This is a genomic window from Rahnella sp. AA (assembly GCF_002834385.1).
Taxonomy (GTDB): domain Bacteria; phylum Pseudomonadota; class Gammaproteobacteria; order Enterobacterales; family Enterobacteriaceae; genus Rahnella.
On record NZ_PITQ01000005.1, the window covers coordinates 200,814 to 225,827 of the forward strand.

Here is a 25,014-nt window from a genome sequence, read left to right on the forward strand (position 1 = left end):
ACAGCCGAAAATATTCTTTTCAGTCAGTGGGATAGGAACAACAAAATCTTTTAACGAGTTATTAAAAATAACGCATTATGACTATTCCTAAGAAGCGTCTACTGTTTATTGCAGCACAACACACATTCACTTAAAACCTGCAAAAATACTCGCTGAGGAAAGACAAATGAGCACATTCACCACGCAAGACGGCACTCAAATTTATTTCAAAGACTGGGGAAAAGGTAAGCCGGTTTTATTCAGCCACGGCTGGCCGCTGGATGCGGATATGTGGGACAGTCAGATGAATTTCCTGGCCGATCGCGGTTATCGCGCCATCGCTTTTGACCGCCGCGGTTTTGGTCGTTCAGAACAGCCGTGGGAAGGGTATAACTACGATACATTTGCTTCAGATATCAACGATCTGATTGAACACCTCGATTTGCACGACGTTACGCTGGTCGGTTTTTCCATGGGCGGCGGCGACGTAACCCGCTATATCAGCCGCTACGGCACAGCGCGCGTTTCCAGTTTAGTGCTGCTCGGCGCGGTGACGCCGCTGTTTATTAAGACGGACGATCATCCGCAAGGCGTTGATAAAACAGCCTTTGACGGCATTAAAGCCGGTTTACTGAAAGACCGCGCGCAATTTATCAGTGATTTCGCGACACCGTTCTACGGTACCAATCAGGGCATGACCGTTTCCGACGGCGTAATGACGCAGACGCTGAATATCGCGCTGCTGGCCTCGCTGAAAGGCACCGTGGATTGCGTGACCGCTTTCTCCGAAACCGATTTCCGCCCGGATATGGCAAAAATTACCGTGCCGACGCTGGTTATCCACGGCAGCAACGACCAGATTGTGCCGTTCGAAGCCACCGGCAAACTGGCCGCAGAGATGATCGAAAACTCACAGCTGAAAGTGTACGAAGGCGCGCCGCACGGTTTCGCGGTCACGCATCAGGATCAGCTGAATGACGATTTGCTGGCGTTCCTGAAAAGCCTGTAACCGCCGCCGCTGAACGCTAAAAAGGCATTCCCCGCAAAGGGAATGCCTTTTTCTTTGGCGCATGTTTTTTAGTGAACACCACGCTTCACGCCACCGGCAGTTTATCCAGAATCGCCTGCGCGGTATTGACGTCAGTGACCAGCGAATTAATCATGCCCGAACGCACTGCGCCGATAATCCCGGCGGCTTTTTCCGGCGTCGCGGCCACGCCAATGGTCAGCGGCGTTTTGCGCAACTGTTCCACCGACGCCGCAATCATTCGCTCCTCGCCTTCCCAGTGCAATAACTCGCCGGATTCCGTGAAGTAGTGGCGCAGCACGTCGCCCGCCGCGTCGCTGAGCGCCTGTTCACCCGGCGTCGCCGTGGTCGATTCACTTGGTTTTGGCGTATGTGTCAGGCCGACGCCGACAATTGCGGCGTCCAGTTTGTCCCACAGGGAAATAATTTCCTGCACGCTGCCGTCAGCGAGAAACGCATCACGCAATTCAGCCGAGGACAGATAGGGCGCATGCAAAAAATACGGTGTGCCTTCCATCTGCTCTGCCGCACGACGCACGAACTCGGTTATCTGAAAATGCGGCGCAGACTGCTGCATTCCGCCATTGAGCGCCACGGTCATAATGCCCGGCAACCGCGGCATTCCGGCCAGCGTCACCTCGCGCACCGCCCTTCCCCAGCCAATGCCCAGCACCGAACCGGCGCCCAAACCGGCTTCCTGCAACAGAGCAGCCAGCGGGGCGGCCAGCGCACCTTGTTCATTACCCGGCGGCGCATCGACCACGTAGGCCTTTTTCAGCCCGAGACGGTTTATCAGGTCAGACGTCATGTCTTCCGGCGAAGATAATCCCACCACTTCAATGCGCACAATGCCCGCCGCACGGGCTTTATTCAGCAGCCGCGAGATTGTCGCCGTTGAAACATCCAGCTTGCGCGCAATCTCCACCTGAGACATATCAGACTCGTAATGCAGCTTCGCCACCAGATGCATCATGGCACGCGTTGCTGCAATATCTTGCAAAATTGGCTCTTTCAGCTTGAAATTCCTTTCAGTAATGAATTACACTCAAATCGTCGATTGAGGGATTATTGCGCAACACCTGTAAAAATGCAATGTGCCGGATCGGGCTTCAACCCTTGTAAACCGGCATGTTACGCGATTTTTCCGCCCCTTCCAGCCTGGGGGCAAAGACAGAACGTCCAGTGTAATCGAGATTTTTTCATCTGTAATAAATTTCACGCAAAGGAGAGTTCCATGTCAAAAATGTCTACTTCTGAATTACGCAGCTATCAGCAAATTTGCGGTAAAAATGGCGCGATGCTGGTGATCGCCTGTGACCAGCGCGGTGCCATGCGCAGCCTGCTCGCCAGCGATCCTCAGCAACAATCTGCGATTTCCGAACACGAACTTGGCCTCATCAAAGCAGACATCACCCAATATCTCGCCAGCCAGGCCTCCTGCGTGCTGGTGGATCCGGTCTGTGCGGTGCCGCAACTGGTGGACAACGGCATCATTGCCCGCGATACCGCGCTGCTGATCGGCCTTGACGCATCAGGCTGGGATAATTCACCGGAAGGCTACCGTCTGTCGCGGTTAGTGGCGAACGTTGATGCGCGCCGCGTGCGTGAACTGGGCGCGACCGGCGGCAAAATTATGGTGTATCTGCGTTCGGATCAGGAAGCCGCCAACTGCCATAACATTGAAATTCTTCGTCAGTGCATCAACGATTTCGCCCGCGAAGACCTGCTGCTGGTGGTGGAGTTCCTCACCTATAAACTCGACAACGAAACCGAGGAAGAATATAAAGAAAAAGTCCCGTCACTGATTTATGGCGGCACGAAGATTTGCCTGGAATGCGGCGCGAAGGTGCTGAAACTGCCTTATCCGGGTTCAAAACAGGCCTGTGCGGACATCACTAAACTGGCCGGAGACGTGCCGTGGGCAGTGCTTTCAGCGGGCGTTGACCACGCAACCTTCCTCAAACAAGTGGCGGATGCCATGAGCGAAGGCGCATCAGGCGTGATTGCCGGGCGTTCCCTGTGGAAAGACTGTATTTCGCTGGATCGCAGCGCGACAAAATCCCGGCTCGAATCGCTGGCGGTTCCGCGTCTGAACGAACTTCAGGCTGTCATTCAGCAATATTTCCATGCCCCGGCCCGCAACCAAACTGAACAGGTGGAACATGTCTGAAAACAGAAGCGCCTCACGAAATGGCTTTACCGGCAAACGCGTCATCCTGGTAAACGGGATCCCGGCGTCAGGTAAAAGCCGGCTCGCCGTTGAGCTTTCTGCATACAGCGGCTGGCTGCAACTGTCGCTTGATGGCATCAAAAACCCGTTTCTTCAGCGGCTGCAAAATGTCGATCGCCCTTTTAACCGCGTGCTCGGGCTGGCAAGTTATCAGGTTATCTGGGATATCATCGGCGGCGCACCGCAGGGCAGCACTTTTATTGCCGATGCGTGGTTTGGTTTCCAGCCAAAAGACGTGTTACAGGATTATCTGCAACGGGCGGGCGTTACGCAGGTTCTGGAAATCTGGTGTCAGATTGATGCAGAACTGGCAGCCGAACGTTTTGCTTCACGACTCGGTGAACGTTTACCCGGACACGTCGGGGCTGAATATATTCCCGAATTAAAAATTCTCGCCGGAAATGCACGACCAATGGCGCTAGGGCCAGTTTATTCTGTTGATCAGAATGTTATTGCACAAAATAAGCCTGTAAATATTGTTGATATACATGAATGGATATTAAATTCATTTCATACCCAAACCCAATAAACATCCACTAAAGGAAAAATTCATTTACAGAAAAGTCAGTGCATTCTGATATCAGCACAATGCTAATACCCTACTATCATTAATTCCTTCGGGTCGTTTGAAATTATTACCTTTCATTAATGGCTAATAGGATTGGATAGATCACAGTTTTTATTTTAATTAAATATCATACTGAGGAAAGGCCCTATTCATATGAAGAGGTATTATGTTAAGCGACTGGATTAATGAAAATAACACCACAATTATTACCAGAATAAAAGACTGGCAAAGCGCCGTGGCATTAGCCGTGCAACCGTTAATTGATTCCGGTGCCGCTGAAAGTCGCTATCTTCAGGCGATATATGACATGCACCGGGAAATCGGCCCTTATTATGTATTGGGTGAAGGGATTGCCATGCCACATGCCCGGCCGGAAGAAGGTGCTGTCAGAACCGCACTGTCTCTGGTGATTGTTTCAGAAGGTGTTGAATTCGGCAGCGAAGATAACGATCCGGTCTATGTCATCTTCGCGCTGGCCGCCGTTGACAGCCATTCGCACATTGAAATGATCGCCAGCCTTTCTCATCTGTTCTGCGATGATGAAGCGGCCAAACAATTAAAACAGAGTAAAAACAAGCAGGAAGCATTAGATATTATCCGGCAGTTTTAGACGTGAAGTGCAGAGAAATGAACATAACCCTATTAACTCTAGCACCCAAAATAATTCGAGTTGCAGGAAGGCGGCAAATGAAGGAATCCCGATGAGCTGATATTAAGTCAGTGATTCGGGTGAGAGAATGCAGCCAACGCATCTGCAGTTTGAAGTATGAAGGGTAAGGAATACTTATGAAAAAGTTATCTATTCTTGCGGTTTGCGGTGCGGGTCTGGGCAGCAGTTTTGCCTGTGAAATGAGTATCGAAGCCGCGCTGAAAGATTTAGGCGTGGAGGCAGATTTATCGCACTGCGATATTTCCAGCGCCACCTCATCCAGAGCCGACATTATTATGACCGGCGAAAACTTCAGATCGCAGTTCCAGCATTACACCATCAGCGCCAATATTATTTACCTGAAACGTTTAGTCGATAAAAAAGAAATAAAAGACAAGCTGACGCCTGTTCTCCAGGAAATGGGCCATCTGGCGGTCTGATAACAAAAATATTTTATTCCAATAGAACAACTCTACATCTCTGCTACAGGGGACGCTTATGTCTTTCCTTCACTTTATTGTCAATGATGTATTAGGCCAGGCATCAATATTAATTTCTCTGATCGCCATGATTGGCCTGATTGCATTAAAGAAAAGCCCGGGACAGATTATTACCGGCACATTAAAAACGCTGCTCGGATTTCTGGTTTTACTTTCCGGTGCCAGTATTATTGTCAATGCACTGACCTTCCTGGGTGAAATATTCCAGAAAGGTTTTCATATGCGCGGCGTGGTCACCGACGTTGGCTCAATCGCCGGTATCGCACAACAAACGCTCGGGCGGGAAACCGCCTTAATTATGGTGCTGGCGTTTATCGTCAATATCCTGATTGCCCGTCTGACCCGTTTTAAATATATCTTCCTCACCGGCCAGGCGTCGTTATGGATGGCGACCGTCTGTTCCGTCATCGGTTATATGGGCGGCCTGCGCGGCGCGGAGCTTATTATTACCGGCGGCGTGATTGCCGGTGTGATGGCGGTCGGCATGCCGGTGCTGGCACAACCCATTGTGCGCAAAATTACCGGTTCCGATGACTTTGCGCTCGGCCATTTCTGCACTATCGGCTACATCGTGCAGGCTGGCGTGGCGAAAATCACCGGCAACGTCAATAAAAGCACCGAAGATCTCGAGTTGCCGCAGGCGCTTTCCTTCCTGCAAGACACGTATCTGTCGATGATGGTGGTGATGATCCCGATTTACCTGATCCCCGCCATCGCCGCCGGCCCGGAAGTCGTCGCGCCTTACGCCAACAGCGTTAACTATCTGGTCTACTCGTTCCTGCAATCCATCCAGTTTGTGGTCGGCGTTTACGTGCTGCTCTCCGGCGTGCGTCTGCTGCTGGCGGAAATCGTCCCGGCGTTCCGAGGGATCGCCCTGCGTATCGTGCCCAACGCCATTCCGGCGCTCGATTGCCCGGTGCTTTTCCCTTACGCGCCGAACGCAGTCATCATCGGCTTTATCTCAACCACCATCGGTTCGGTCATCGGCATGTTCCTGTTCCCGACGCTCGGGCTGGCGATGATTTTGCCGGGCATGCTGACCAACTTCTTTGCGGGCGGTACGGCGGGCATCTTCGGGAACGCCGTCGGCGGGCGTCGCGGGGCGATTATCGGCGGCATCTTCCACGGCCTGTTTATCACGCTGCTGCCGGCGCTATTGCTGCCGCTGCTGGGTAAATTCGGTTTCTCTAACGTGACATTCAGTGACTCGGACGTCATCAGCGTCGGGCTGGTGTTCGGCCATATTCTTAACTTCTTCCATTAATTAAGCCGGAGGGCATTCGTTATGGATACGCGTATTGAGCAAATTTTATCGCAACAGCTGCCGCCGCAGGAATCGGCCAAAGCGCTCAACGAACTGGGAAAAGAGTATCAGGAGCAGCAGGATCTGGAGGCCGCCATTGCCTGCTGGGAGCAAAGCATGGCGTGCTACGGAAAGCCCGGTTTCGCACAGGCGCAGCTGATGAAGGCGTACAACGCGCGGCGTCGCGAGTGTTCGCAAGCCGGTGACGGCAAGGGGCTGGAGAGGTATTCGCAAAAAATTGATGCGCTGATGCAGCAAAGTAAGGATGCGATCCGCTACGGATTTTAAGCTCAAACAAGCCAGAACAGACGTTCTGGCTTTCGTTTTACCCAGCCAGGCTGCTTTACGTTTTCGCCAGGGCATTCATTCTGCTTATCACATGTTTATCATTCATCATCCTTGCGTAGAATAGGTTTTCCACACCCAACCGGGTTTTGATAAAAAAGGATAAACGATGCCTGTTATACATTTAGAAATGTTGCCTGGTCGTACCACTGAGCAAAAACGCGATTTCGCCCGCGAAGTGACCCGCGTGGCAGTAGAAACCCTCAAATGTAAGCCTGAAAGTGTCGATGTGGTGATCACTGAAGTCCCGAAAATACATTGGGCGAAAGGGGGAGAACTGCTGGGGTAATAGTTTTCTGATCAAAAGGAAACAATCAGCCAACACAGGATAAGTGTGTTGGCTGAGCAGAAAAACAGGGTAATCGTTTGATTACTTTTGCAAAGATTTAGTTCTCTGAGCGAAGCTCTTGCGCAGTTTCTGCAATTTTGGCGGGATCACTGCCATACAATAACGATTCTGCTGCCCCGCACCATCCCAGTAATTCTGGTGATAGCCTTCCGCAACATAAACCTCACCCAGCAGCTCGATACTGGTCACAATCGGATCGCTGTGATCGTGCTGTGCCCGCAATATCGCGGCTTCAGCATCGGCTTTTTGCTGTTCACTGGCCGGGAAAATCGCCGAACGGTATTGCGTACCGACGTCATTCCCCTGGCGGTTTAGCTGGGTCGGATCATGCGTGACAAAGTGAATGTCCAGCAGATCGCCGTACGTCAGTTTCTCCGGGTCAAAACCGACACGGATAGCCTCCGCGTGGCCGGTTACACCAGTACAAACCTGCTCATACGTCGGGTTCGGGCGCGTGCCGCCAGTGTAAACACTTTCCACTGACTCCACGCCGATGACGTCTTTAAACACCGCTTCCGTACACCAGAAACAGCCGCCACCGAAAATAGCGTATTCGATTGTCATACAGACTCCTTCACTCAGGGGGTAGAGGAAATATGGGGACGGATAAGACTGAGATAAAGGTATGACATTAAAAAAACGGAATGTGAATTTCTTCTGACCTGAAAATTATAATATTTTGTCTGCGCTTATTTCCCTTAGAAATAGTAGTGATATCCCTTGTAATTGATCTGCCTTTTTTTTCGTGGCAGTATCATTGGCATTGAAATATACGGAACTCCCCTATGAAAGATGTCATCGAAGGCTTCCTCAGATTCCAGAAAGAAGCGTTTCCCCAACGTTCTAAGTTATTCAAAAAACTCGCATTAAACCAAAATCCGAAGACCCTTTTTATTTCCTGTTCTGACAGCCGGTTAGTACCGGAATTAGTCACGCAGCGTGAACCGGGCGAACTGTTTGTTATCCGCAATGCCGGAAATATCGTGCCGCCATTCGGGCCGGAACCGGGCGGCGTTTCCGCCACGGTGGAGTACGCGGTCATGGCGCTGGGCGTCAAAGATATCGTTGTCTGCGGGCATTCCAACTGCGGCGCGATGAGTGCGATTGCTAACTGTACCTGCCTGGATCACATGCCGGCCGTCGCACACTGGTTGCGTTATTCGGATGCGGCAAAAGCGATTAATGAGTCCACCGAACATGCGACCCCTGAGGCCCGCGTTAACGGTATGGTGCATCAGAACGTAGTGGCGCAACTGAGTAATCTGCGTACGCATCCGTGCGTTGCCCTCGCCTTAGCCAAAGGTGAAATTACCCTGCACGGCTGGGTCTATGATATTGAATCTGGCAGCATCGAAGCCTTTGACGGTAAGAGTGGCGCGTTTATTTCGCTCTCCGATAATCCTGAGGCAAAAGCCTCCAGTTAATTACCTGAAATAAAGCAATAATTAATCCAGAGCATGACTTAATAATGTTCTGGATTATCAATTGCCGTTGTTGACGTTATTATTTTCATGCCTGTTCTTCTCAGCCGTCAGTCTTCCTTCACAGAGAAAAGTCATGCCCATTACCACGTTGAACCGTCTGGCCGATTTGCCCGCCGAACAGTGGGATGCACTGGTGCCTGCGCAGCAACCCTTTCTCAGCCATACCTTTTTATCGACGCTGGAAGACAGTGAAAGCCTGGGGCCTGATTCCGGCTGGAGGCCAGAACATCTGCTCTGGACGGAGAACGGCAAAATGCTCGCCGCCATTCCGGGCTACCGTAAACACCACTCTTACGGAGAATACGTGTTCGATCAGGGCTGGGCGCAGGCCTGCCAGCGGTCCGGAATCGCCTATTACCCTAAATGGCTGGGTGCGGTGCCCTTCAGCCCGGTCACGGGTGCACGTCTGTTAGGTGATGAAACAGCGGCGGCGAATTTATTGCAGGCTTTGCCTGATTATCTGGAAAAAAACGACCTGACCGGCGCACACATCAACTTTACCGATGCCCGCGCAAATCACCTGATTGGCAGCCAGCCGGTCTGGCAGCACCGGCAGGGTTTGCAGTATCACTGGCAAAACCGCGGTTATCGTGATTTTCAGGATTACCTTGATGCCCTGACCTCGCGCAAACGCAAACAGTTCCGCAAAGAGCGCGAACAGGTCGCGGCGCAAGGCTTCGAATTTGTGTGGCGGGAAGGCGCAGAGCTGACCGAAACGCAGTGGGATTTTGTCTACGCCTGTTACAGCAACACCTACCACGTTCGTGGCCAGTCACCATATCTGACACGCGCTTTTTTCAGCCTGCTGGCAGAAAGGATGCCGGAAGCGATCCGCGTCGTGTTCGCACAGCAAAACGGGCGCGACGTGGCCATGGCGTTCAGCTTAATCAGCGGCGATACCTTCTATGGCCGTTACTGGGGCTGTCTGGCGGAGTTTGACCGGTTGCACTTTGAGACCTGTTTTTATCAGGGCATGGAATACGCGATTAGCAGCGGTCTGGCACGTTTCGACGCGGGCGCTCAGGGCGAACATAAACTGCTGCGTGGCTTCGAACCGGTGATCACCGACTCGTGGCACTATTTACGGCATCCGGGTTTGCGCGACGCCGTCGAAGATTTTCTGGTTGAAGAACGTGCCGGCGTGCAGAGCTGGGCCGATGAAGCCCGTGAAATGCTGCCCTACCGGCACGTTCCGTCTTAACGCTCGGTACTTAATCCATGCCAACAAATCCGCCGGTCTGATGCTGCCACAAACGGGCATACAGACCGCCGTGCGCCAGCAGCTCGGCGTGACTTCCCGTCTCGACAATCTGCCCTTTTTCCAGCACCACCAGACGGTCCATTTTGGCAATGGTCGATAACCGGTGCGCAATCGCAATCACCGTTTTGCCGCCCATCAGCGTTTCCAGGCTTTCCTGAATCGCCGCTTCCACTTCAGAATCGAGCGCCGACGTGGCTTCATCCATAATCAGGATGGGTGCGTTTTTCAGTAACACGCGCGCAATCGCAATACGCTGACGCTGCCCGCCGGAAAGTTTCACGCCGCGCTCACCGACGTGCGCATCCAGCCCGGTTCGCCCCAGTGAATCATAAAGCTGCGGAATAAATTCATCAGCACGCGCCTGACGTATCGCCAGCTGCAATTCTTCATCCGTCGCGCCCGGTCTGCCGTACAGCAGATTGTCGCGAATCGAACGGTGCAGCAGCGACGTGTCCTGCGTGATCATACCGATTTGCGCACGCAAACTGCCCTGCGTGACGTCAGCAATATTCTGCTCATCAATGAGAATCCGCCCGCCGTCGATGTCGTAAAGCCGGAGCAACAGGTTCACCAGCGTGGATTTCCCCGCGCCGGAAGGCCCGATCAGGCCGATCTTCTCACCGGGGCGGATCGCCAGATCCAGGTTCCGGATCACCGGGCTGCCTTTTCCGTAGTTCTCTTTACCATAATTAAATTCCACGTGATCAAAACGGATCGCCCCCCGATCGACTTTCAGCGCCGGTGCCTGCGGTTTATCCGTGACGGTCAGCGGCTGCGCGATGGTGTGCAGGCCGTCCTGCACCGTACCAATATTCTCGAAAATGCCGTTCACCACCCACATAATCCAGCCGGACATATTCACGATACGAATCACCAGCCCCGTCGCCAGCGCGATAGCCCCGACGGTGATCAGCGATTGTGTCCACAGCCACAGGGCCAGCCCGGTGCTGGCGACAATCAGCAGACCGTTAAGCGTGGTGATCGCAAACGCCATGCCGGTTAACAGGCGGCCAGCCAGCTGGGTTTTGACGGTTTGTTCCGTGATGGCTTCGCGTGCGTACTGCTGCTCGAGATCGGTATGCGCGAACAGTTTGAGCGTCGAAATATTGGTATAGCCATCCACAATGCAGCCCATCAGTTTCGAACGGGCTTCAGACGATTCAACCGAACGCTGCTTCACGCGCGGAACGAAATACCACAGGCAAATGGCGTAACAGAAAATCCAGATAATCAGCGGGATCATCAGACGCCAGTCGGCTTGCGCAAACAGGAACAATGCGCTGGCGGCGTAAATCACCACGTGCCAGATGGCATCGACCATTTGTACCGCGGAATCGCGCAGCGAGCTGCCGGTTTGCATGATGCGCTGGGCAATACGCCCGGCAAAATCACTCTGGAAAAAGTTGAGGCTCTGCCTGAGGACGTATTTGTGATTCTGCCAGCGGATCATGCTGGTCATGCCGGGCGTCAGCGTCTGATGAACCAATAAATCATTCAGCCCGAAAAACACCGGCCGCATGATCATCGCCACCGCAGCCATCCACAGCAGTTCGCCCATATGGTCAGAGAAAAAACTGCCCGGCGGCGTATCTTTGGTGAGATCGATAATCTGGCTGAGATAGCTAAACAGCGACACCTCAATCAGTGACGCCACCAGCCCGACGACCAGCAGCACCGCAAAACTCGGCCAGACCTGACGCAGATAATAAAGATAAAAAGGCCAGACTTTACCCGGCGGCTCAGCCCCCGGTGCCTCCCGAAAAATGTCGATCATTCGCTCGAACCGGCGAAAAAGCATAGCGTTCCCCCTCTGGAATTTCCCTGGCGGCGTTGACCTTTCCCATGCCATTTCAACGCCGTAAAGGGGAAAGCTTAGTGCATTTCACCAATAACGCAGCGGCCTATTTCTTCAGCACGCCCTCTTTTTGCAGCAGCGACAGAATAAACGCCAGCACCATAACGCCTGCGGCAATCTGGTATACCGAGTGCAGCGCCGTGCCAAATGCCTGCAAATAATCATCGCGGATTGCAGCGGGCAATTGCTGAACGGCCTGCGCACCCAGTGAGCGCGGGAGCTGCGTTCCTTCGGGGATCAGCGCTTCCAGCTGATTACGCAAAACATGTGTGAAAATCGCGCCAAACATCGCCACGCCAATCGAACCGCCGATTGAACGAAACAGCGTAACGCCGGACGTCGCAACGCCCATTTGCTTCATCGAAACCGAGTTTTGTACCGCCAGCACCAGCACCTGCATCACCATGCCCAACCCGAAACCGAGCACGCCGATGTAGAGATATAGCATATGAAGCGGCGTGCCGACTTTCAGAAAGCCCAGTAACACCATGCCCGCGAAGCTCAGTAACGTGCCGAGGATCGGGAAAATACGGTAACGCCCGATACGGCTGATAATCCGTCCGCTGATAATCGAGCTGACCAGCAAAGCGCCCATCAGCGGCAGCAGCTGCATCCCGGCTTGTGACGGCGTCGAGCCTTTTACCACCTGCAAATACAGCGGCAGGAATGTCATCGACCCCATCAGCGACATCCCGATAATAAAGCTGATGGCGCAGCTCAGCAGGAACGTGCGGTCGCGGAATAACCCGAGCGGAATAATCGGTTCTGCGGCCAGCGTTTCTTCATAGATGAATCCGCCGAGCGTAACCAGTCCGAACGCCAGAATGCACCACAGCTGCGGATCCGACCACTGATAGACCGTGCCACCTTCGCTGGTGAACAAAATAATGCAGGTCAGCGCCGCCGCCAGATAACCCGCGCCGAGGAAGTCAATTTCATGGCGGATACGCGCGGTCTGCGATTTCAGCGCCACGCCGATGACCAGCAGCGCGAAAATACCCAGCGGCAGGTTGATGTAGAAAATCCAGCGCCACGAAATGTGCTCCACCAGGAAACCGCCTATCAGCGGCCCGATAACCGTCGCGAGGCCGAACACGCCGCCGAACAACCCCTGATATTTCCCGCGCTCAGACGGCGGGATCACATCGCCCACGGCGGCCATACTGACCACCATCAGCCCGCCGCCGCCCAGACCCTGCAAGGCACGCATCAGGATCAGCTGCGTCATGTTCTGCGCCAGCCCGCACAATACCGAGCCGAGCAGGAACACCACGATGGCGGTTTGCAGAACGATTTTGCGGCCAAGCAGATCGCCGAATTTACCGTACAGCGGTACGACAATGGTTGACGCCAGCAGGTAAGACGTCACCACCCACGAAAGCTGATCAAGCCCGCCCAGCTCACTGACAATCGTCGGCAGCGCGGTGGAAACAATCGTCTGGTCGAGCGCGGCCAGCAGCATGACCAGCATCAGTGCGGAGAACAGCAGCTTTATCGACGGCTTCTGTTCTGCGACATCACTCTGCGCTGAATGTATAGTTGTCATGAATAGCTTCCTGACTTGTAATTAATTAACTGTATAATTAATATTGAAGCATCCACCCCATCCGGTCAATGGATCAAACCGCTTATGACAGACAGAAAAATCTCAGAAACGACAGGATCCGCACAAAAGGATCAAACGCCAGCACGCCGTCCGGGCCGCCCGCGCAGCGTAAAAAAAGGCGCGGATAAGCGTGAATTGCTGCTGGATGCCGCCCTGAAACTGTTTGCCCAATACGGTATCGCGGAGACGCCACTGAGCCAGATTGCCAAAGAAGCGGGCGTGACCACCGCGATGCTGCATTACTATTTTAATACCCGCGAGCAACTACTGGACGTCATGATCGACGAACGTTTCCAGCCGGTACGCGCCGGGTTTACCGATATTTTTGAAACTCACGCCGACGACCCGCTGATGGCGATTACGCACATGGCACAATGCATGATTGATGCCGCGGAAAAATACCCGTGGGTCGCGCCGCTGTGGGTGCGGGAAGTGATCAGCGAAAGCGGCATGCTGAAAAAGCGCATGGAAGAACGTAACGGCGACAAAAACCGCAAAATCGTCCATGAATCGATTGCCCGCTGGCAGGCCGAAGGGCGCCTGAACCCGGATCTGAATCCGGCGCTGCTGTTTATTTCACTGTTCGGCCTGACGCTGTTCCCGATGGCTTCGATGAAAATGCGAAAAGAAGGCGGCTCGCTGATTTCCCCCGACATGCTGCGTAAACACGTCTCCCTGCTGCTCTTTAACGGGCTGGGGCCGCAGAAGCGCTGAGCGAAATTCTGACCGCGCGGGTGACTCCCGCGCAACTCTCTTTAATCCCTTCTTTTTGTACCGAAAAATACTGCGCAGACTCGACTATCATGTAGCGAAAATGTTGCTCTGAATTAGGGAATGCCTTTAACAATGAAGGGAATGCCGCCGCTGATCCTTGCGCTGCTCGCCAGTTCGTTAGTGCTTACTATCGGACGTGGTGTCACTCTGCCGTTTATCACAATTTATCTCACCGAGCACTATCATCTGCTGCCCAAAAGCGTCGGGATTATTCTGGGCGCCAGCCTGGCGATCGGTATTCTCAGCAGTTTGTACGGCGGTTATCTGGTGGATAAATTTAATCACCGGACGCTGATTACGGTGTCGATCAGTTCGTTCGGCCTGAGTTTTTTATTGCTGCCGTTGCTGCCGGATGTCACCGGCGTTTTGCTGGTGCTGGCGCTGCTCAATGCGTCTTACGCCCTGCTGAGTATTACGCTTAAAGCCTGCATCGCCAGCTGGTTACCGGTTGAAAAACGGGTCAAAGCTTTCTCCATGAACTACACGCTGGTAAACGTCGGCTGGGCCGTCGGGTCGTCTCTGGGCGTCTGGCTGGCCGGTTTCAGCCCGATGCTGCCGTTTATTATTTCCGGCGTTCTGGCGCTGGGCACCGTGATTTCGTTGGGCTGGGGATTGCGTAATATTCCGCAAAAACCACCGCAAAATGGGCTGGAGCAAAAACCGCTGCCCAAACCAAACCTTCGCCAGACCCTCAGCATTCTGGCACATGATCGCCGCCTGATTTACTTCACGCTCGGCAGCACGCTGGGTTCGGTCGTCTTCGGGCAGTTCGCCGGTTATCTGTCGCAATATCTGATTCTGGTTTCTAACGCGGCGTTTGCGTACAAAATTATCGGCGCCGTGATGATCACCAACGCCGTCATCGTGATCGCCTTCCAGTACGTTTTAAGCAGCCGGATGAAACAAAAAAGCCTGCTGAAATGGCTGCTGCTTGGCACTATTTTCTTCATCATCGGCCTGATTGGCTTCATGACGGCCGGGCAATCCGTGCTGTTCTGGATCATCGCGATGGCGATTTTCAGCTTCGGCGAGCTGATCGTTATTCCGGTCGAATACATGTTTATCGACTATATCGCACCGGAAAACATGAAAGGCAGCTACTACGGCATGCAAAACCTGAGCAATCTTGGCGGCGCGATAAACCCGGTGATGTGCGGATTCCTGCTCAGTTACGCCGCGCCGCCGGTAATGTTTATTGCGCTGATTGCCGCTTCGGCGGGCGGGCTGGTGTTCTTCTGGATGGGCCACCGGCTGGCGGCACGGACGGCGTAAAAAAGCCCTGAGCGCATAACGGTCAGGGCTTTTTCATGGCGGGGGTGGATTACTCTTCCAGGCCCCGGTTTTTCAGCATCGGCTCAATGGACGGAGCTTTGCCTCGCCAGGTTTCATACAGTTTTTCCAGATCCTCGCTGTTCCCGCGCGAGAGGATTTGATCGCGGAATTTCTGACCATTTTCCCGCGTCAGCCCGCCCTGTTCGGTGATCCCGGCAAAAGCATCATCGGCCAGCATTTCTGTCCACAGATACGCGTAATAGCCCGCGGCATAGCCGTTCCCCCAGATGTGCTGGAAATAGCTGGAACGGTAGCGCGGCGGAACGTAAGCCAGATTCACTTTGTCCTTCGCCAGCGATTCGGCTTCGAACTTATCGACATCCTGCTGCGGTTCCGTGGCACTCAGGCTGTGCCAGTGCATGTCCAGAAGCGCGGCGGCCAGAAGCTCGGTCATGTCATAACCTTTATTAAACTTGCTGGCTTTCCCGATCTTGTCCTGCAAGGCCTGCGGCATGACTTCGCCGGTCTGATAATGCTTCGCGAAGTGAGTAAACACTTTCGGGTCACTCGCCCAGTGCTCGTTAAACTGGGACGGGAATTCGACGAAATCGCGCGGGGTTGCGGTGCCTGAAAGGCTTGGATATTGCTGGTCGGCAAACAACCCGTGCAGCGTATGGCCGAATTCGTGGAACATCGTGATCACGTCATCCCACGACAACAACGCCGGTTGCCCCGCAGCCGGTTTCTGGAAGTTAGCGACGTTATAAATCACCGGTTTGGTGCCGAGCAGTCTGGACTGATCGACGAAATTACTCATCCACGCGCCGCCGCCTTTGTTATCACGCTGATAATAATCGGCGTAAAACAGCGCCATCGATTTACCGTCTTTATCGAAGACTTCAAAAACACGTACATCGGGATTCCAGACCGGCAGGTCTTTGCGCTCTTTAAACGTAATGCCGTACAGCAGATTCGCCGCATAGAACACGCCGTTTTCCAGCACATTATTCAGCTCGAAATAGGGTTTGATCTGCGCATCGTCGAGATCGTATTTCTCTTTACGTACCTGTTGGGCGTAATGCTGCCAGTCCCAGGCCGCAACGCTGAACCCGCCTTTCTGTTTATCGATTTCTGACTGAATATCTTTCGCCTCACGCTCCGCGCGGGCGGTCGCGGCTGGCACAATTTTGTGCATGAAATCCAGCGCAGCCTGCGGCGTTTTCGCCATCTGGTCTTCCAGTTTCCACGCCGCATAGCTCGGGAATCCAAGCACTTTGGCCTGTTCCGCGCGGACTTTCGCCAGTTTCGCGATAAGCTCACGTGTATCGTTAGCATCGCCTTTTTCAGCGCGATTGACGGACGCGTCGTACAACGCCTGGCGCGTATCGCGGTTTTCCAGCGACTGCAACAAAGGCTGCTGCGTGGTGTTTTGCAACACCAGCAACCACGCGTTATCCAGCTTACGGTCTTTGGCCGCCTGCGCCGCCGCAGAAAGCTCGGCCTCGCTCAACCCGGCCAACAGCGCTTTATCTTTTACCGTCAGCCCGCCCGCTTTCGTCGCCGCGAGAAGCTTATTGGTGAACTGCGTGCTCAGCGTGGCCGCCTGCTGGTTCAGCGCTTTGAGTTTGTCTTTACCGGCATCAGAAAGATTCGCACCCGCCAGCTCAAAATCTTTATACGTGACTTCAACCAGACGCTGCGATTCCGCATCCAGCTTCAGCGTATTACGCTGGTCATACACGGTTTTAAGGCGGGCAAACAACTTGCTGTTGAGATGAATGCTGTCGTCCATCGCCGCCAGCTTTGGCGAGGTGTCTTCATCAATTTTTTGCAGGGTATCGTTGGTATTTGCGCCAGTCATGGCACCGAAAATGCTCTGCACCCGCTGCAACGTGCCACCGGATTTTTCCAGCGCAACGTAGGTATTTTCGAACGTCGGCGGTGAAGGGTCATCGGCAATTTTACCGACTTCGGCGAGTTTCTGACGGATGCCTTCGAGCAACGCCGGTTCATAATCGCTGTCTTTATACAGATTGAATTGCGGTGCCTGATATTCAAGCGGGCTCGGTTTCAGAAACGGATTATCTTTAACAATGGCGTGATTCATGACGGGCTCCTGCGTGGCGGGCTGCACGCTCTGCGCAGCGCCTGCAAACTGGCTCATGGCCAGACTGGTTGCCAAAAAGAGGTAGGACAAACGCATTTCAGTCTTCCTTATCTGATTAAGAGAAATTGCTCCGTTAAGCCATTGAGAATAGACCCCGGTCGCCGATCCGGCAAAAGAAGTGCGTAAGGAAATCGTGTGATGACAAGGGGTTTCAATATTTTCAGGGGAATTTTTCTGTCAGGATATTGCCCTTCGCAGCGCGTAAAAATGGCAGGAAAACATCATGATTAAAGACCAGACTTTCACCGGCCAGCGTTTTGGTGTGAAACAATTCACCGGCGAAACGCTGGAAAACTGCCGCTTTTACCGCTGCCATTTCGACAGCTGCGATTTGTCAGAAACCGCTTTTAGTGACTGTCTGTTTTACGATGACGACGAACAAACCGGCTGCTCGTTCCAGCACGCAAAATTACAGGACGCCAGCTTTAAGCATTGCGACCTGACGATGGCTGATTTCAAGAATATTCAGGCGCTCGGCCTGGAGATCCGCGAAAGCAAAGCCACCGGCGCAGATTTCAGCGGCGCCAGCTTTATGAATATGATCACTACCCGCACCTGGTTTTGCAGCGCGTTCATGACCAAAAATAACTTCAGCTACGCCAACTTCAGCAAAGTGATTCTGGAAAAATGTGAGCTGTGGGAGAACCGCTGGACCGGCGCCAATGTGCAAGGTGCTAACCTCAGCGGTTCCGACCTTTCCGGCGGAGAATTCACCGAGTTCGACTGGAATAATGTGAACATCACCCACTGCGACCTGACCAATTCCGACCTGGGCGAATTAAACCTCCGGAAAGTCGATCTCGACGGCGTGAAAATCGACGACTGGCAGCAAAGCCATTTGCTGGAGAGGTTGGGGGTGGTTGTGATCTTTTCGAAATAACGGTGCTTGGAATGTGAGATTTTGGGATACAAGGGATTGATGACTTACTCCGCATGGCTCCCATTGAGCAGCGCCGCGGCCATGCCATCGAGGTGAGATTTGATTTTTTCCCAGTGCGGCATGACCTGTTTCATCAGGCGGTAAAACTGCTCGCTGTGATTGTGTTCTACCGGGCTTGTGATATCAGTTAATCCTTTTTCTTAGCAATGGCATAAAGCGCTTCAATATTACTCTTTTCACCTTCCGCCTCTTTCAGACGACGTCGCTGTTCATTAAACGCTTCATATTGCAGGCTGGCTTTTTCATCGGCTTCCTTTTTAGTCGTTTTACCGCTGCCCTGCAAAATATCCAGTTCATTAAAACTGAGGAATTGCTCGAGTTTCTCCTGCCAGTTTTTTAAAAATATCTGCTGACGGCGTTTCGTCTGATCCTCGGCATAATCCAGCCACATGGAGATAATACGGTTAAGGTGATCTATTTCGTCTTCATGCAGATAATTCTTGGCAATCGTAATATCGGTTTTGCGAACGGTACTATACCTGAAGCTGGTCAGCCCCATATTTGGCTCACTGGCATTCGCACGCTGAGTGATGATTTCCGCAGCTGTCAGTCCCGTACAGGCAAAGTGCAATTTATTCTGGATTGCCTGAAAGAAATGCGCTGTCTCATTATCCGGGGACTGATAATCAACTGCCATTGAGAAGATATCTTTAATACGCAGATATACCCGGCGCTCACTGGCACGAATATCGCGGATACGTACCAGCATTTCGTCGAAATAATCCGGCACGACGGATTTTCCAACCGGCGGGTTTTTCAGCCGCTGGTCGTCCAACACAAAACCTTTGATGACATATTCCTGCAAGGTTTGTGTTGCCCATTGGCGAAACTGGGTACCACGGGCAGAACGCACGCGATAACCCACGGCGAGAATGGCATCCAGATTGTAATAATCAATCTGCCGGGAAACCTCGCGGCTTCCTTCCTGGCGAACTATCCGGAATTTCCGGATAGTTGCATTTCTATCCAGCTCTCCCTCCTGATAGATATTCATCAAATGCTCGTTAATAGTACGCACATTTTTCTGATAAATATCAGAAATCAATGTCTGAGAGAGCCACAATGTCTCTGATTCAAAACGACATTCTATTCGTAATCGACCATCCGAACTTTGAAAAAGGACGAACTCCCCTTCAGGCGCCAAAGGCATATTTTGTTCATCCATCAATCCATTCTCCTTCAAGCGCCATGGGATTTAAATCACCCGAATTAAGTCATTCTACCTGCTTAGCCAGAATGCAAAAATAGCGGTTAATCTAACCGCTTTGTGAAAAACCGAAAAGTGCGCTTCTCACCCACCCGTCATCAGATCCTCGCCGCAATATGCTATAACAGGCGTTCGCTGTGGCAACCAAATTAACCTCATGAAAGATAATAGTATTTATTCTCCTCAGGCTTCAGTTCCGGAAAAATCACGGGTTCTGGGCTGGTCCGATTTATTCTCGCTGTGGTTTTCGCTAGGCATGGGCCTGATGGTCTTGCAGGCCGGTGCAATTCTGGCACCCGGATTGGGGCTGGCGGGTTCGATTGCCGCTATCGTGCTCGGCTCAGCAGTCGGCGTCGGGCTGCTCGCGCTGGTCGGCGTGATTGGCGGCCAGACCGGTTTATCTTCGATGGCCTCGCTGAAACTCAGTCTGGGTAAACGCGGCGTTGCGCTGCCGGTCATCTTCAATCTGATCCAGCTAATTGGCTGGGGCGCGTTCGAAATCGTAGTAATGCGTGATGCAGCCAGCCTTCTGGCAAAACGTGCATGGGGCGGAGAAAGTGTCTGGGCGAATCCCACGATGTGGACATTCATCTTTGGCGCCGTCGCCACGCTGCTGGCAGCCAGCGGCCCGCTGGCGTTTATCCGTGTCGTGCTGCGCCGCTGGGGCATCTGGTTATTGCTGGCAAGCTGCGCGTGGCTGACCGGTTATCTGTTCCTGCACGCCGATTTATTTACGCTGTGGCACAAAGCCGGAGATGGCTCGATGCCTTTCGCGCTGGCCTGCGACATCGTGGTTTCGATGGCTTTTTCCTGGTTGCCGCTGGTGTCGGATTACACCCGTTTTGGCAAATCCGCCCGGCAAAATTTCTGGGGCACCGCCTGCGGGTATTTCCTCGGAAGCGTCTGGATGATGTCGCTCGGCGTGGCGTATACGCTGGCCTTTGTCAGCACATCGACCGACGCAAACGCGTTACTTCTGGCGCTTTCCGGCGTCGCGTTCGGTATTCCGCTGCTGCTGATTCTGGTGGATGAACATGAAAACGCCTTTGCCGATATTCACTCGGCGGCGGTTTCTGCGGGCACTTCCGTACCCGTCGGGATCGGTAAGCTGACGCTTGGCATCGGCCTGTTGTGCACGCTGATTGCCTGGGGCGTTCCGCTCACTCAGTACGAAAACTTCCTGCTGCTGATTGGCTCGGTGTTTGCGCCGCTGTTTGGCGTGGTGCTGACGCATCATTTTGTTCTGCGCGAAGCGACCAGTAAAACGCTGAACGTCAACTCGCTGATCGCGTGGATTGCGGGCATCGCGGTTTATCACGCCATGGCAAATCTGCTGCCCGATGTCGGTGCGACAATTCCTTCGCTGGTTGTAGCAGGGGCCGTATGCTGGGGATTAGGGCGGAGAAGATAACGTAAAAAAACCGCCCCGAAGGGCGGTTCCTCTACTGCTTTAAACCAGACCCCAAGTTGACGCTAATGTTGATATCAGAAACGTTAACGTTCCATCCATCGCCAGCAGACGTCATCAAAGAACCCAGTACAACGATCAGTGCATAAATACACTTTTTCATTGATACGGCCTTTTAAAAGCCGCGTTTCATCCATCAGCACCGGGACCGACTGATGAGAGACAAGCAGAATCTGGGTGCCTGTCCTCGCGGTGCTTAAGTGCTAATTTCGAGCCCGGTGACCCGTCGCTAAACGGGCAAATCAGCCCCGCGCAGATGCTAACACCAAGACCACAAAATATATAAGCTTATTGTTCGAAATTTAAACTTGCAGACACTTTATACGTCAGGTACATTTACGCGGTCTGGGCTGCCTGTCTTCGCTTATTTTAGCGAATCAAAACTGGGCTGATTTAGCGCTAACTGAATCACCCAACAAAAAAACCGCTCTCTAAAGCGGTTTTTTTGTGCCTGAAATCCGGTCATTACGCGGTGAATATTTCCTTATTTTCCCAGCCCGAAGAAATCGTTATAGAGCATATACAGATGCGCAGCGCTCCATGAGAAGTTCGGTGCGCCCTGCTGCTGGCCGTTGAGCGGATTGTAGTTTTCGCGGATCGGGCCGTCAGTCATCAGGCCGTCGGCGTGATCGAAAAAGGCCTGCGCCATGGCAATGGCGTCATTGCGATAGCCGTATTGTTCCATGCCTTTCAGCCCGAAATAGAGCTGATCGACCCAAACACGGCCGCGCCAGTAAATATCGGCGCCGAACGCCGGATTGGTCAGCGCTGCGGTGCCGAGCGGCACGTACGTGTTGAACTCACGTACATCCTTCATGACTTTCACCACGGCGTCGGCGTGTGCCTGCGTTGCAGCGCCGTTAAACAAAGGCGACCAGCCTTCCGGGCCTTTTCCGCGTTCGGCGATCGGTTTGCCAGCGCAGCCATTGACCAGCGGTTTTTCTTCAATTCTGATGTCGTAGAAGAAGCCGCTGCGGTCATCGAACATGCAGGTATTTATGTAATCCGCCAGTTTGCTGGCTTTTGTGCGGAAGTCCTGAGCGTCGGTTTTCTTACCCAGGATGTCAGCCATTTCAGCCAGGTACTTGTTGTCGCTGAACATGTAGCTGGCTTCATCGACTGATTCCTGTAGCAGCGAATACCCCAGCAGCGTCCCGTCGGCGGCGCGGTTTTCGGCGAAGCTGACCTGCCAGTCCTGCTTTTTACCGCCATTTTTGATGTATTTCGCCAGCTGATCCGCATCGATAAAACCGAAAGCCGCAGCATCGTCACGGCCTGACTCCCAGGAAGCGGCAACCTGCGCGGGGATTTCGATACTGTCGTATTTGCCGGATTTCACCACGCGGTCGTAGTTTTTCAGTCCTGATTCGGTCTGCTCTTTTTGCCCGTTCTTGACGGTAAACAGCATTTTCCCGTCGCCGGTGTTGTGCGCTTTATCGCGCGTTGCGCCGTATTCCGGCACGCCGTTGTGGTTGTGATCGCGGTTGCGCAGCCACCAGTCGTGATAGGCGACCAGTTTCGGGTACATTTCTGCCAGCCACTGTTTATCACCGGTCGTTTTGTAGACTTCCATCACCGACCATGCCGCCAGACTCGGCTTGGTGTTGCGCTCATTCCAGTTGGTGCCGTCGCCACCGCGTTCTGCGCCGGGGTTATAAGCGATGAGATCGGGAACAAAACCGGCGTCCCACGGGCGAACCGCATCACCGGGTTGGATCTGAAACGCGAACACCGCACGGATATTGTCTTTCGCCACGTCGGGGTTGAAATGCGCCATCGCGTAAGCCTGTTTCCAGGTATCCCACGGCCAGGTCTGATTACCGGAGAACCAGCGCCCCGTGACCGAAGGCGTCACGGAATCAAATTTCATCGCACCCGCCGCACCGCGCCAGTTGCCGTTCAGGGTTTCGATCGCTTTCACCGCCACGCGTTCCTGCGCCGCCGTCGCGTGAGGATTGGTCAGCCCTTTATTGAGATAACCTTCCCAGCGCTTTTCCGAGGCAGCGAGATAGGTTTGCGGATGCGCCAGAATGTCAGCAATTTTCGGCTGTTCCCGCTGCACTTCGGCGGCGGTCAGCAAATGCGAATAGGTGGTGTAAATCGTGGTGGAACCGGTGATTTTGGCCTTCGTGGTAAACTCATTGCCCTGCGCGATAGTCTGCACCGGCAGCGATTTATGGATCTGATATTCCGACTCACCGGACGTCATCAGGCTCGAGGCTGCACGCACTTTGCCAAACGTCACCCGCAAGCCATCGGCGGTCGGGATAATTTTTCGGGTATAACCGGGATATTCCTGCTCAATGGTTTTATCCGACTGCGGTTTTCCCTCCTGAGCGTGAAGTTTTTCCAGCAATGCGCCGTCCCAGACCAGCTCCAGTGGCGCGTCGGTGGTGATTTTGGTTTCCAGCAACGAGGTGCGGTTAGTGACAAAACGCAGCGTCAGATCGATACGGACACCGGCCGCGGTCAGCGTTTGTATTAATGCGCCGGGAATGCTGTAAGCGGTCATGCTCATCGCGACTTTTTTGCCGTCTTTCCAGACCGTCAGGCGGTCAAAATTATCCGCCATAAAGTTGATGTACTCTTCAGTCAGCAACGCCGGGCCGGGGAATCCGCCCATCCCTTCCGCGTTTACAGGTAATAAATGCCCGTGCCACGAACCGTCGTCAAATAAAGGATTAAAACGCTGATGTTCATCAAAATCATAATCGAGCATATATTGCGGCGCGCCTGTTCGATTTATCACATTCTTATATTCACCGGCGCGCAGGGTATTTTCGGTTTCGGCCAAAACATTGCCGGAAATAAATAATGTCGCGACGACAAATAACGCAACAGGTTTAAGCTTGCTGACGGTTTTCATTATGATTTACCCCAATAGAAATATTGCATCAGAAATAGGGAATTGCTGGCACCGGTATTGTCGTTGCTCATATAAAATTTACTGTCCAGCGCCGTGGCGAACCGGCCACCGTAATATTCGTACCAGATACCGGCTTGTGCGTAGGATGTGGTGGTGTCCGCCGCGTTATCTAAATGATGTTCGGCGTAACTGTAAGCGGTGGAGAAATAGAGGCCGGATATCGCTTCCACCATGGCGCTGACCATCGCGCCGGATTCGCTCCCCGGATGATTGCCGTCGCCTTTGCCGGTGTGATGCCAGACGCGTCCGGCCAGGTTTTTTCCCTGCAATCCGGCGAGGAATAATTGCCCGGTGCCGTCGGTAAGTTCGAGGCCGTTGAGCAGCGTCAGCCCTTCCGTCAGGTCATATTGCGTGTAGCCGTTGACCATCGCGCGGTAGGTGTATTTATCTGAATAGCGGTCATATTTTCCGAAATGCAGCAACGCGGTACTTTCATTCACGCGGCTTTCCGGTGCGGCAGTCACGCTGTAGCGGAATTTTCCGGTGAGATTCTGGATTTTTGCCGCCTGCGTTAAATCGCGCGTATTGGGGATCACATAGCCGTATTCCGGTGTGAAATCTCCCCACCATTGCAGGTCATCGAGCGAAGAATCGTTGCGCATACTGAGGATCATTTCGGTGCCGTTATCCGTGCGGTAACCGCCATAAAATCGGTTCAGACCGCCTTCAAATCCGCCCCAGCTGTGGTCCGGCACCCAGGCATTTCCATGGTGATCGGCCTGCACCGTCCAGCCTTCGCCATAAATAAGCCCGAACCAGTTGCCGTGTTTTATTTCCAGGCCGCCTTCAATATAGGTGCCGTCGCTGTATTTATGCTGGTCTTTACCGTTCAAATATACGCTGCCACCGCCGCCCATTTCGCCATAAAATCGGTAGGCGGTATTATTGGCGCCTTGTGGCGTTATTTCCGGTGGCGGTAAAACATTATGTTCAGCGGGCACGACAGATTCCTGCGCCCATGAACTCATTGGCGAGGCGAATAATAAAATCATGAACATTTTGTGGAATGATATTTTCTTCATGGTATGCGCTTCACTTAAGGTGAGTATTTAGAATTCAGAGAAACTGAGCTAAAAAGTAAAACGCAGTCTAGTAAATATTTTA

Annotated in this window: 22 protein-coding genes and 1 pseudogene; 14 read left to right on the plus strand and 9 right to left on the minus strand. The window is 53.1% G+C overall.

Annotated elements, in window-relative coordinates; all coding sequences use genetic code 11:
- Positions 1–166 precede the first annotated feature (166 nt).
- Entirely contained in the window at positions 167–988 is an 822-nt protein-coding gene (locus CWS43_RS14165) for an alpha/beta fold hydrolase (RefSeq protein WP_101077600.1), read from the plus strand.
- A gap of 85 nt (positions 989–1,073) precedes the next feature.
- On the opposite strand, the gene CWS43_RS14170 is transcribed toward CWS43_RS14165, so the two are convergent.
- The gene (locus CWS43_RS14170; RefSeq protein WP_101077602.1) at positions 1,074–2,006 is read right to left on the minus strand and encodes a sugar-binding transcriptional regulator; all 933 of its coding nucleotides are present in this window, start codon (positions 2,004–2,006) and stop codon (positions 1,074–1,076) included.
- A gap of 234 nt (positions 2,007–2,240) precedes the next feature.
- On the opposite strand from CWS43_RS14170, the gene CWS43_RS14175 reads away from it, so the two are divergent.
- The 7 genes from CWS43_RS14175 (at position 2,241) to CWS43_RS14205 (ending at position 6,890) form a co-directional block, all read left to right on the plus strand.
- Positions 2,241–3,176 carry a tagatose-bisphosphate aldolase gene (locus CWS43_RS14175; protein ID WP_101077604.1) on the plus strand — a complete coding sequence of 312 codons (936 nt, stop codon included), beginning with the start codon at positions 2,241–2,243 and terminating at the stop codon, positions 3,174–3,176.
- Positions 3,169–3,765, plus strand: a complete 597-nt coding sequence (locus CWS43_RS14180) for an AAA family ATPase (RefSeq protein ID WP_101077606.1) — start codon at positions 3,169–3,171, stop codon at positions 3,763–3,765. The genes CWS43_RS14175 and CWS43_RS14180 overlap by 8 nt, the downstream gene beginning before the upstream one ends.
- 205 nt (positions 3,766–3,970) lie before the next feature.
- Entirely contained in the window at positions 3,971–4,414 is a 444-nt protein-coding gene (locus CWS43_RS14185; protein WP_101077608.1) for a PTS sugar transporter subunit IIA, read from the plus strand.
- A gap of 176 nt (positions 4,415–4,590) precedes the next feature.
- Positions 4,591–4,893 (plus strand): PTS sugar transporter subunit IIB, encoded by a 303-nt coding sequence (locus CWS43_RS14190; RefSeq protein WP_101077610.1) that lies wholly within the window; start codon positions 4,591–4,593, stop codon positions 4,891–4,893.
- A 58-nt stretch (positions 4,894–4,951) separates the two neighbouring features.
- A complete protein-coding gene (locus tag CWS43_RS14195; protein WP_101077612.1) occupies positions 4,952–6,217 on the plus strand; it encodes a PTS sugar transporter subunit IIC in 1,266 nt (421 codons plus the stop codon).
- Between the two features lie 21 nt (positions 6,218–6,238).
- On the plus strand, positions 6,239–6,544 hold the full coding sequence (locus CWS43_RS14200; RefSeq protein ID WP_101077614.1) for a hypothetical protein: 306 nt from the start codon (positions 6,239–6,241) through the stop codon (positions 6,542–6,544).
- A 166-nt stretch (positions 6,545–6,710) separates the two neighbouring features.
- Positions 6,711–6,890: a 4-oxalocrotonate tautomerase gene (locus CWS43_RS14205; protein ID WP_101077615.1), complete on the plus strand. Its 180-nt coding sequence runs from the start codon at positions 6,711–6,713 to the stop codon at positions 6,888–6,890.
- Between the two features lie 81 nt (positions 6,891–6,971).
- Here the strand turns inward: CWS43_RS14205 and msrA are convergent, their stop codons facing one another.
- Positions 6,972–7,514: a peptide-methionine (S)-S-oxide reductase MsrA gene (gene msrA / locus CWS43_RS14210; protein ID WP_101077616.1), complete on the minus strand. Its 543-nt coding sequence runs from the start codon at positions 7,512–7,514 to the stop codon at positions 6,972–6,974.
- Between the two features lie 221 nt (positions 7,515–7,735).
- Here msrA and CWS43_RS14215 point away from each other — a divergent pair, with 221 nt between their 5' ends.
- Positions 7,736–8,374 carry a carbonic anhydrase gene (locus tag CWS43_RS14215; RefSeq protein ID WP_101077617.1) on the plus strand — a complete coding sequence of 213 codons (639 nt, stop codon included), beginning with the start codon at positions 7,736–7,738 and terminating at the stop codon, positions 8,372–8,374.
- A 133-nt stretch (positions 8,375–8,507) separates the two neighbouring features.
- Positions 8,508–9,635, plus strand: coding sequence for a GNAT family N-acetyltransferase (locus CWS43_RS14220; protein ID WP_101077618.1), 1,128 nt, complete (start codon positions 8,508–8,510; stop codon positions 9,633–9,635).
- A 10-nt stretch (positions 9,636–9,645) separates the two neighbouring features.
- Here CWS43_RS14220 and CWS43_RS14225 read toward each other — a convergent pair whose 3' ends face one another.
- Both CWS43_RS14225 and CWS43_RS14230 read right to left on the minus strand, forming a co-directional pair.
- On the minus strand, positions 9,646–11,493 hold the full coding sequence (locus CWS43_RS14225; protein ID WP_101077619.1) for an ABC transporter ATP-binding protein: 1,848 nt from the start codon (positions 11,491–11,493) through the stop codon (positions 9,646–9,648).
- A 103-nt stretch (positions 11,494–11,596) separates the two neighbouring features.
- The gene (locus tag CWS43_RS14230) at positions 11,597–13,096 is read right to left on the minus strand and encodes an MDR family MFS transporter (protein WP_101077620.1); all 1,500 of its coding nucleotides are present in this window, start codon (positions 13,094–13,096) and stop codon (positions 11,597–11,599) included.
- Between the two features lie 84 nt (positions 13,097–13,180).
- On the opposite strand from CWS43_RS14230, the gene CWS43_RS14235 reads away from it, so the two are divergent.
- Together CWS43_RS14235 and CWS43_RS14240 are read left to right on the plus strand one after the other, a co-directional pair.
- The gene (locus tag CWS43_RS14235; RefSeq protein ID WP_101077621.1) at positions 13,181–13,870 is read left to right on the plus strand and encodes a TetR/AcrR family transcriptional regulator; all 690 of its coding nucleotides are present in this window, start codon (positions 13,181–13,183) and stop codon (positions 13,868–13,870) included.
- A 132-nt stretch (positions 13,871–14,002) separates the two neighbouring features.
- Positions 14,003–15,202: an MFS transporter gene (locus CWS43_RS14240; protein ID WP_101077623.1), complete on the plus strand. Its 1,200-nt coding sequence runs from the start codon at positions 14,003–14,005 to the stop codon at positions 15,200–15,202.
- A gap of 49 nt (positions 15,203–15,251) precedes the next feature.
- On the opposite strand, the gene dcp is transcribed toward CWS43_RS14240, so the two are convergent.
- Entirely contained in the window at positions 15,252–17,405 is a 2,154-nt protein-coding gene (gene dcp, locus CWS43_RS14245; RefSeq protein ID WP_101077625.1) for a peptidyl-dipeptidase Dcp, read from the minus strand.
- 187 nt (positions 17,406–17,592) lie between these two features.
- Between dcp and CWS43_RS14250 the strand changes: the two genes are divergently transcribed.
- Complete coding sequence (locus CWS43_RS14250; protein WP_101077627.1) at positions 17,593–18,249, plus strand: Qnr family pentapeptide repeat protein; 657 nt, start codon at positions 17,593–17,595, stop codon at positions 18,247–18,249.
- Positions 18,250–18,293: 44 nt separating this feature from the next.
- On the opposite strand, the pseudogene CWS43_RS14255 reads toward CWS43_RS14250, so the two are convergent.
- Together CWS43_RS14255 and CWS43_RS14260 are read right to left on the minus strand one after the other, a co-directional pair.
- Positions 18,294–18,419: pseudogene (locus CWS43_RS14255) on the minus strand (YgjP-like metallopeptidase domain-containing protein); the annotation flags it as partial.
- Positions 18,420–18,436: 17 nt separating this feature from the next.
- Entirely contained in the window at positions 18,437–19,474 is a 1,038-nt protein-coding gene (locus CWS43_RS14260; protein WP_101077630.1) for a virulence RhuM family protein, read from the minus strand.
- A gap of 199 nt (positions 19,475–19,673) precedes the next feature.
- On the opposite strand from CWS43_RS14260, the gene cytX reads away from it, so the two are divergent.
- Positions 19,674–20,927 carry a putative hydroxymethylpyrimidine transporter CytX gene (gene cytX, locus CWS43_RS14265; protein ID WP_101077632.1) on the plus strand — a complete coding sequence of 418 codons (1,254 nt, stop codon included), beginning with the start codon at positions 19,674–19,676 and terminating at the stop codon, positions 20,925–20,927.
- 541 nt (positions 20,928–21,468) lie between these two features.
- On the opposite strand, the gene ygjK is transcribed toward cytX, so the two are convergent.
- Positions 21,469–23,850, minus strand: coding sequence for an alpha-glucosidase (gene ygjK, locus CWS43_RS14270; RefSeq protein ID WP_101077634.1), 2,382 nt, complete (start codon positions 23,848–23,850; stop codon positions 21,469–21,471).
- Positions 23,850–24,932, minus strand: a complete 1,083-nt coding sequence (gene ygjJ, locus CWS43_RS14275) for a protein YgjJ (protein ID WP_101077635.1) — start codon at positions 24,930–24,932, stop codon at positions 23,850–23,852. Before ygjJ ends, ygjK begins: the two co-directional genes overlap by 1 nt.
- Positions 24,933–25,014: the final 82 nt, after the last annotated feature.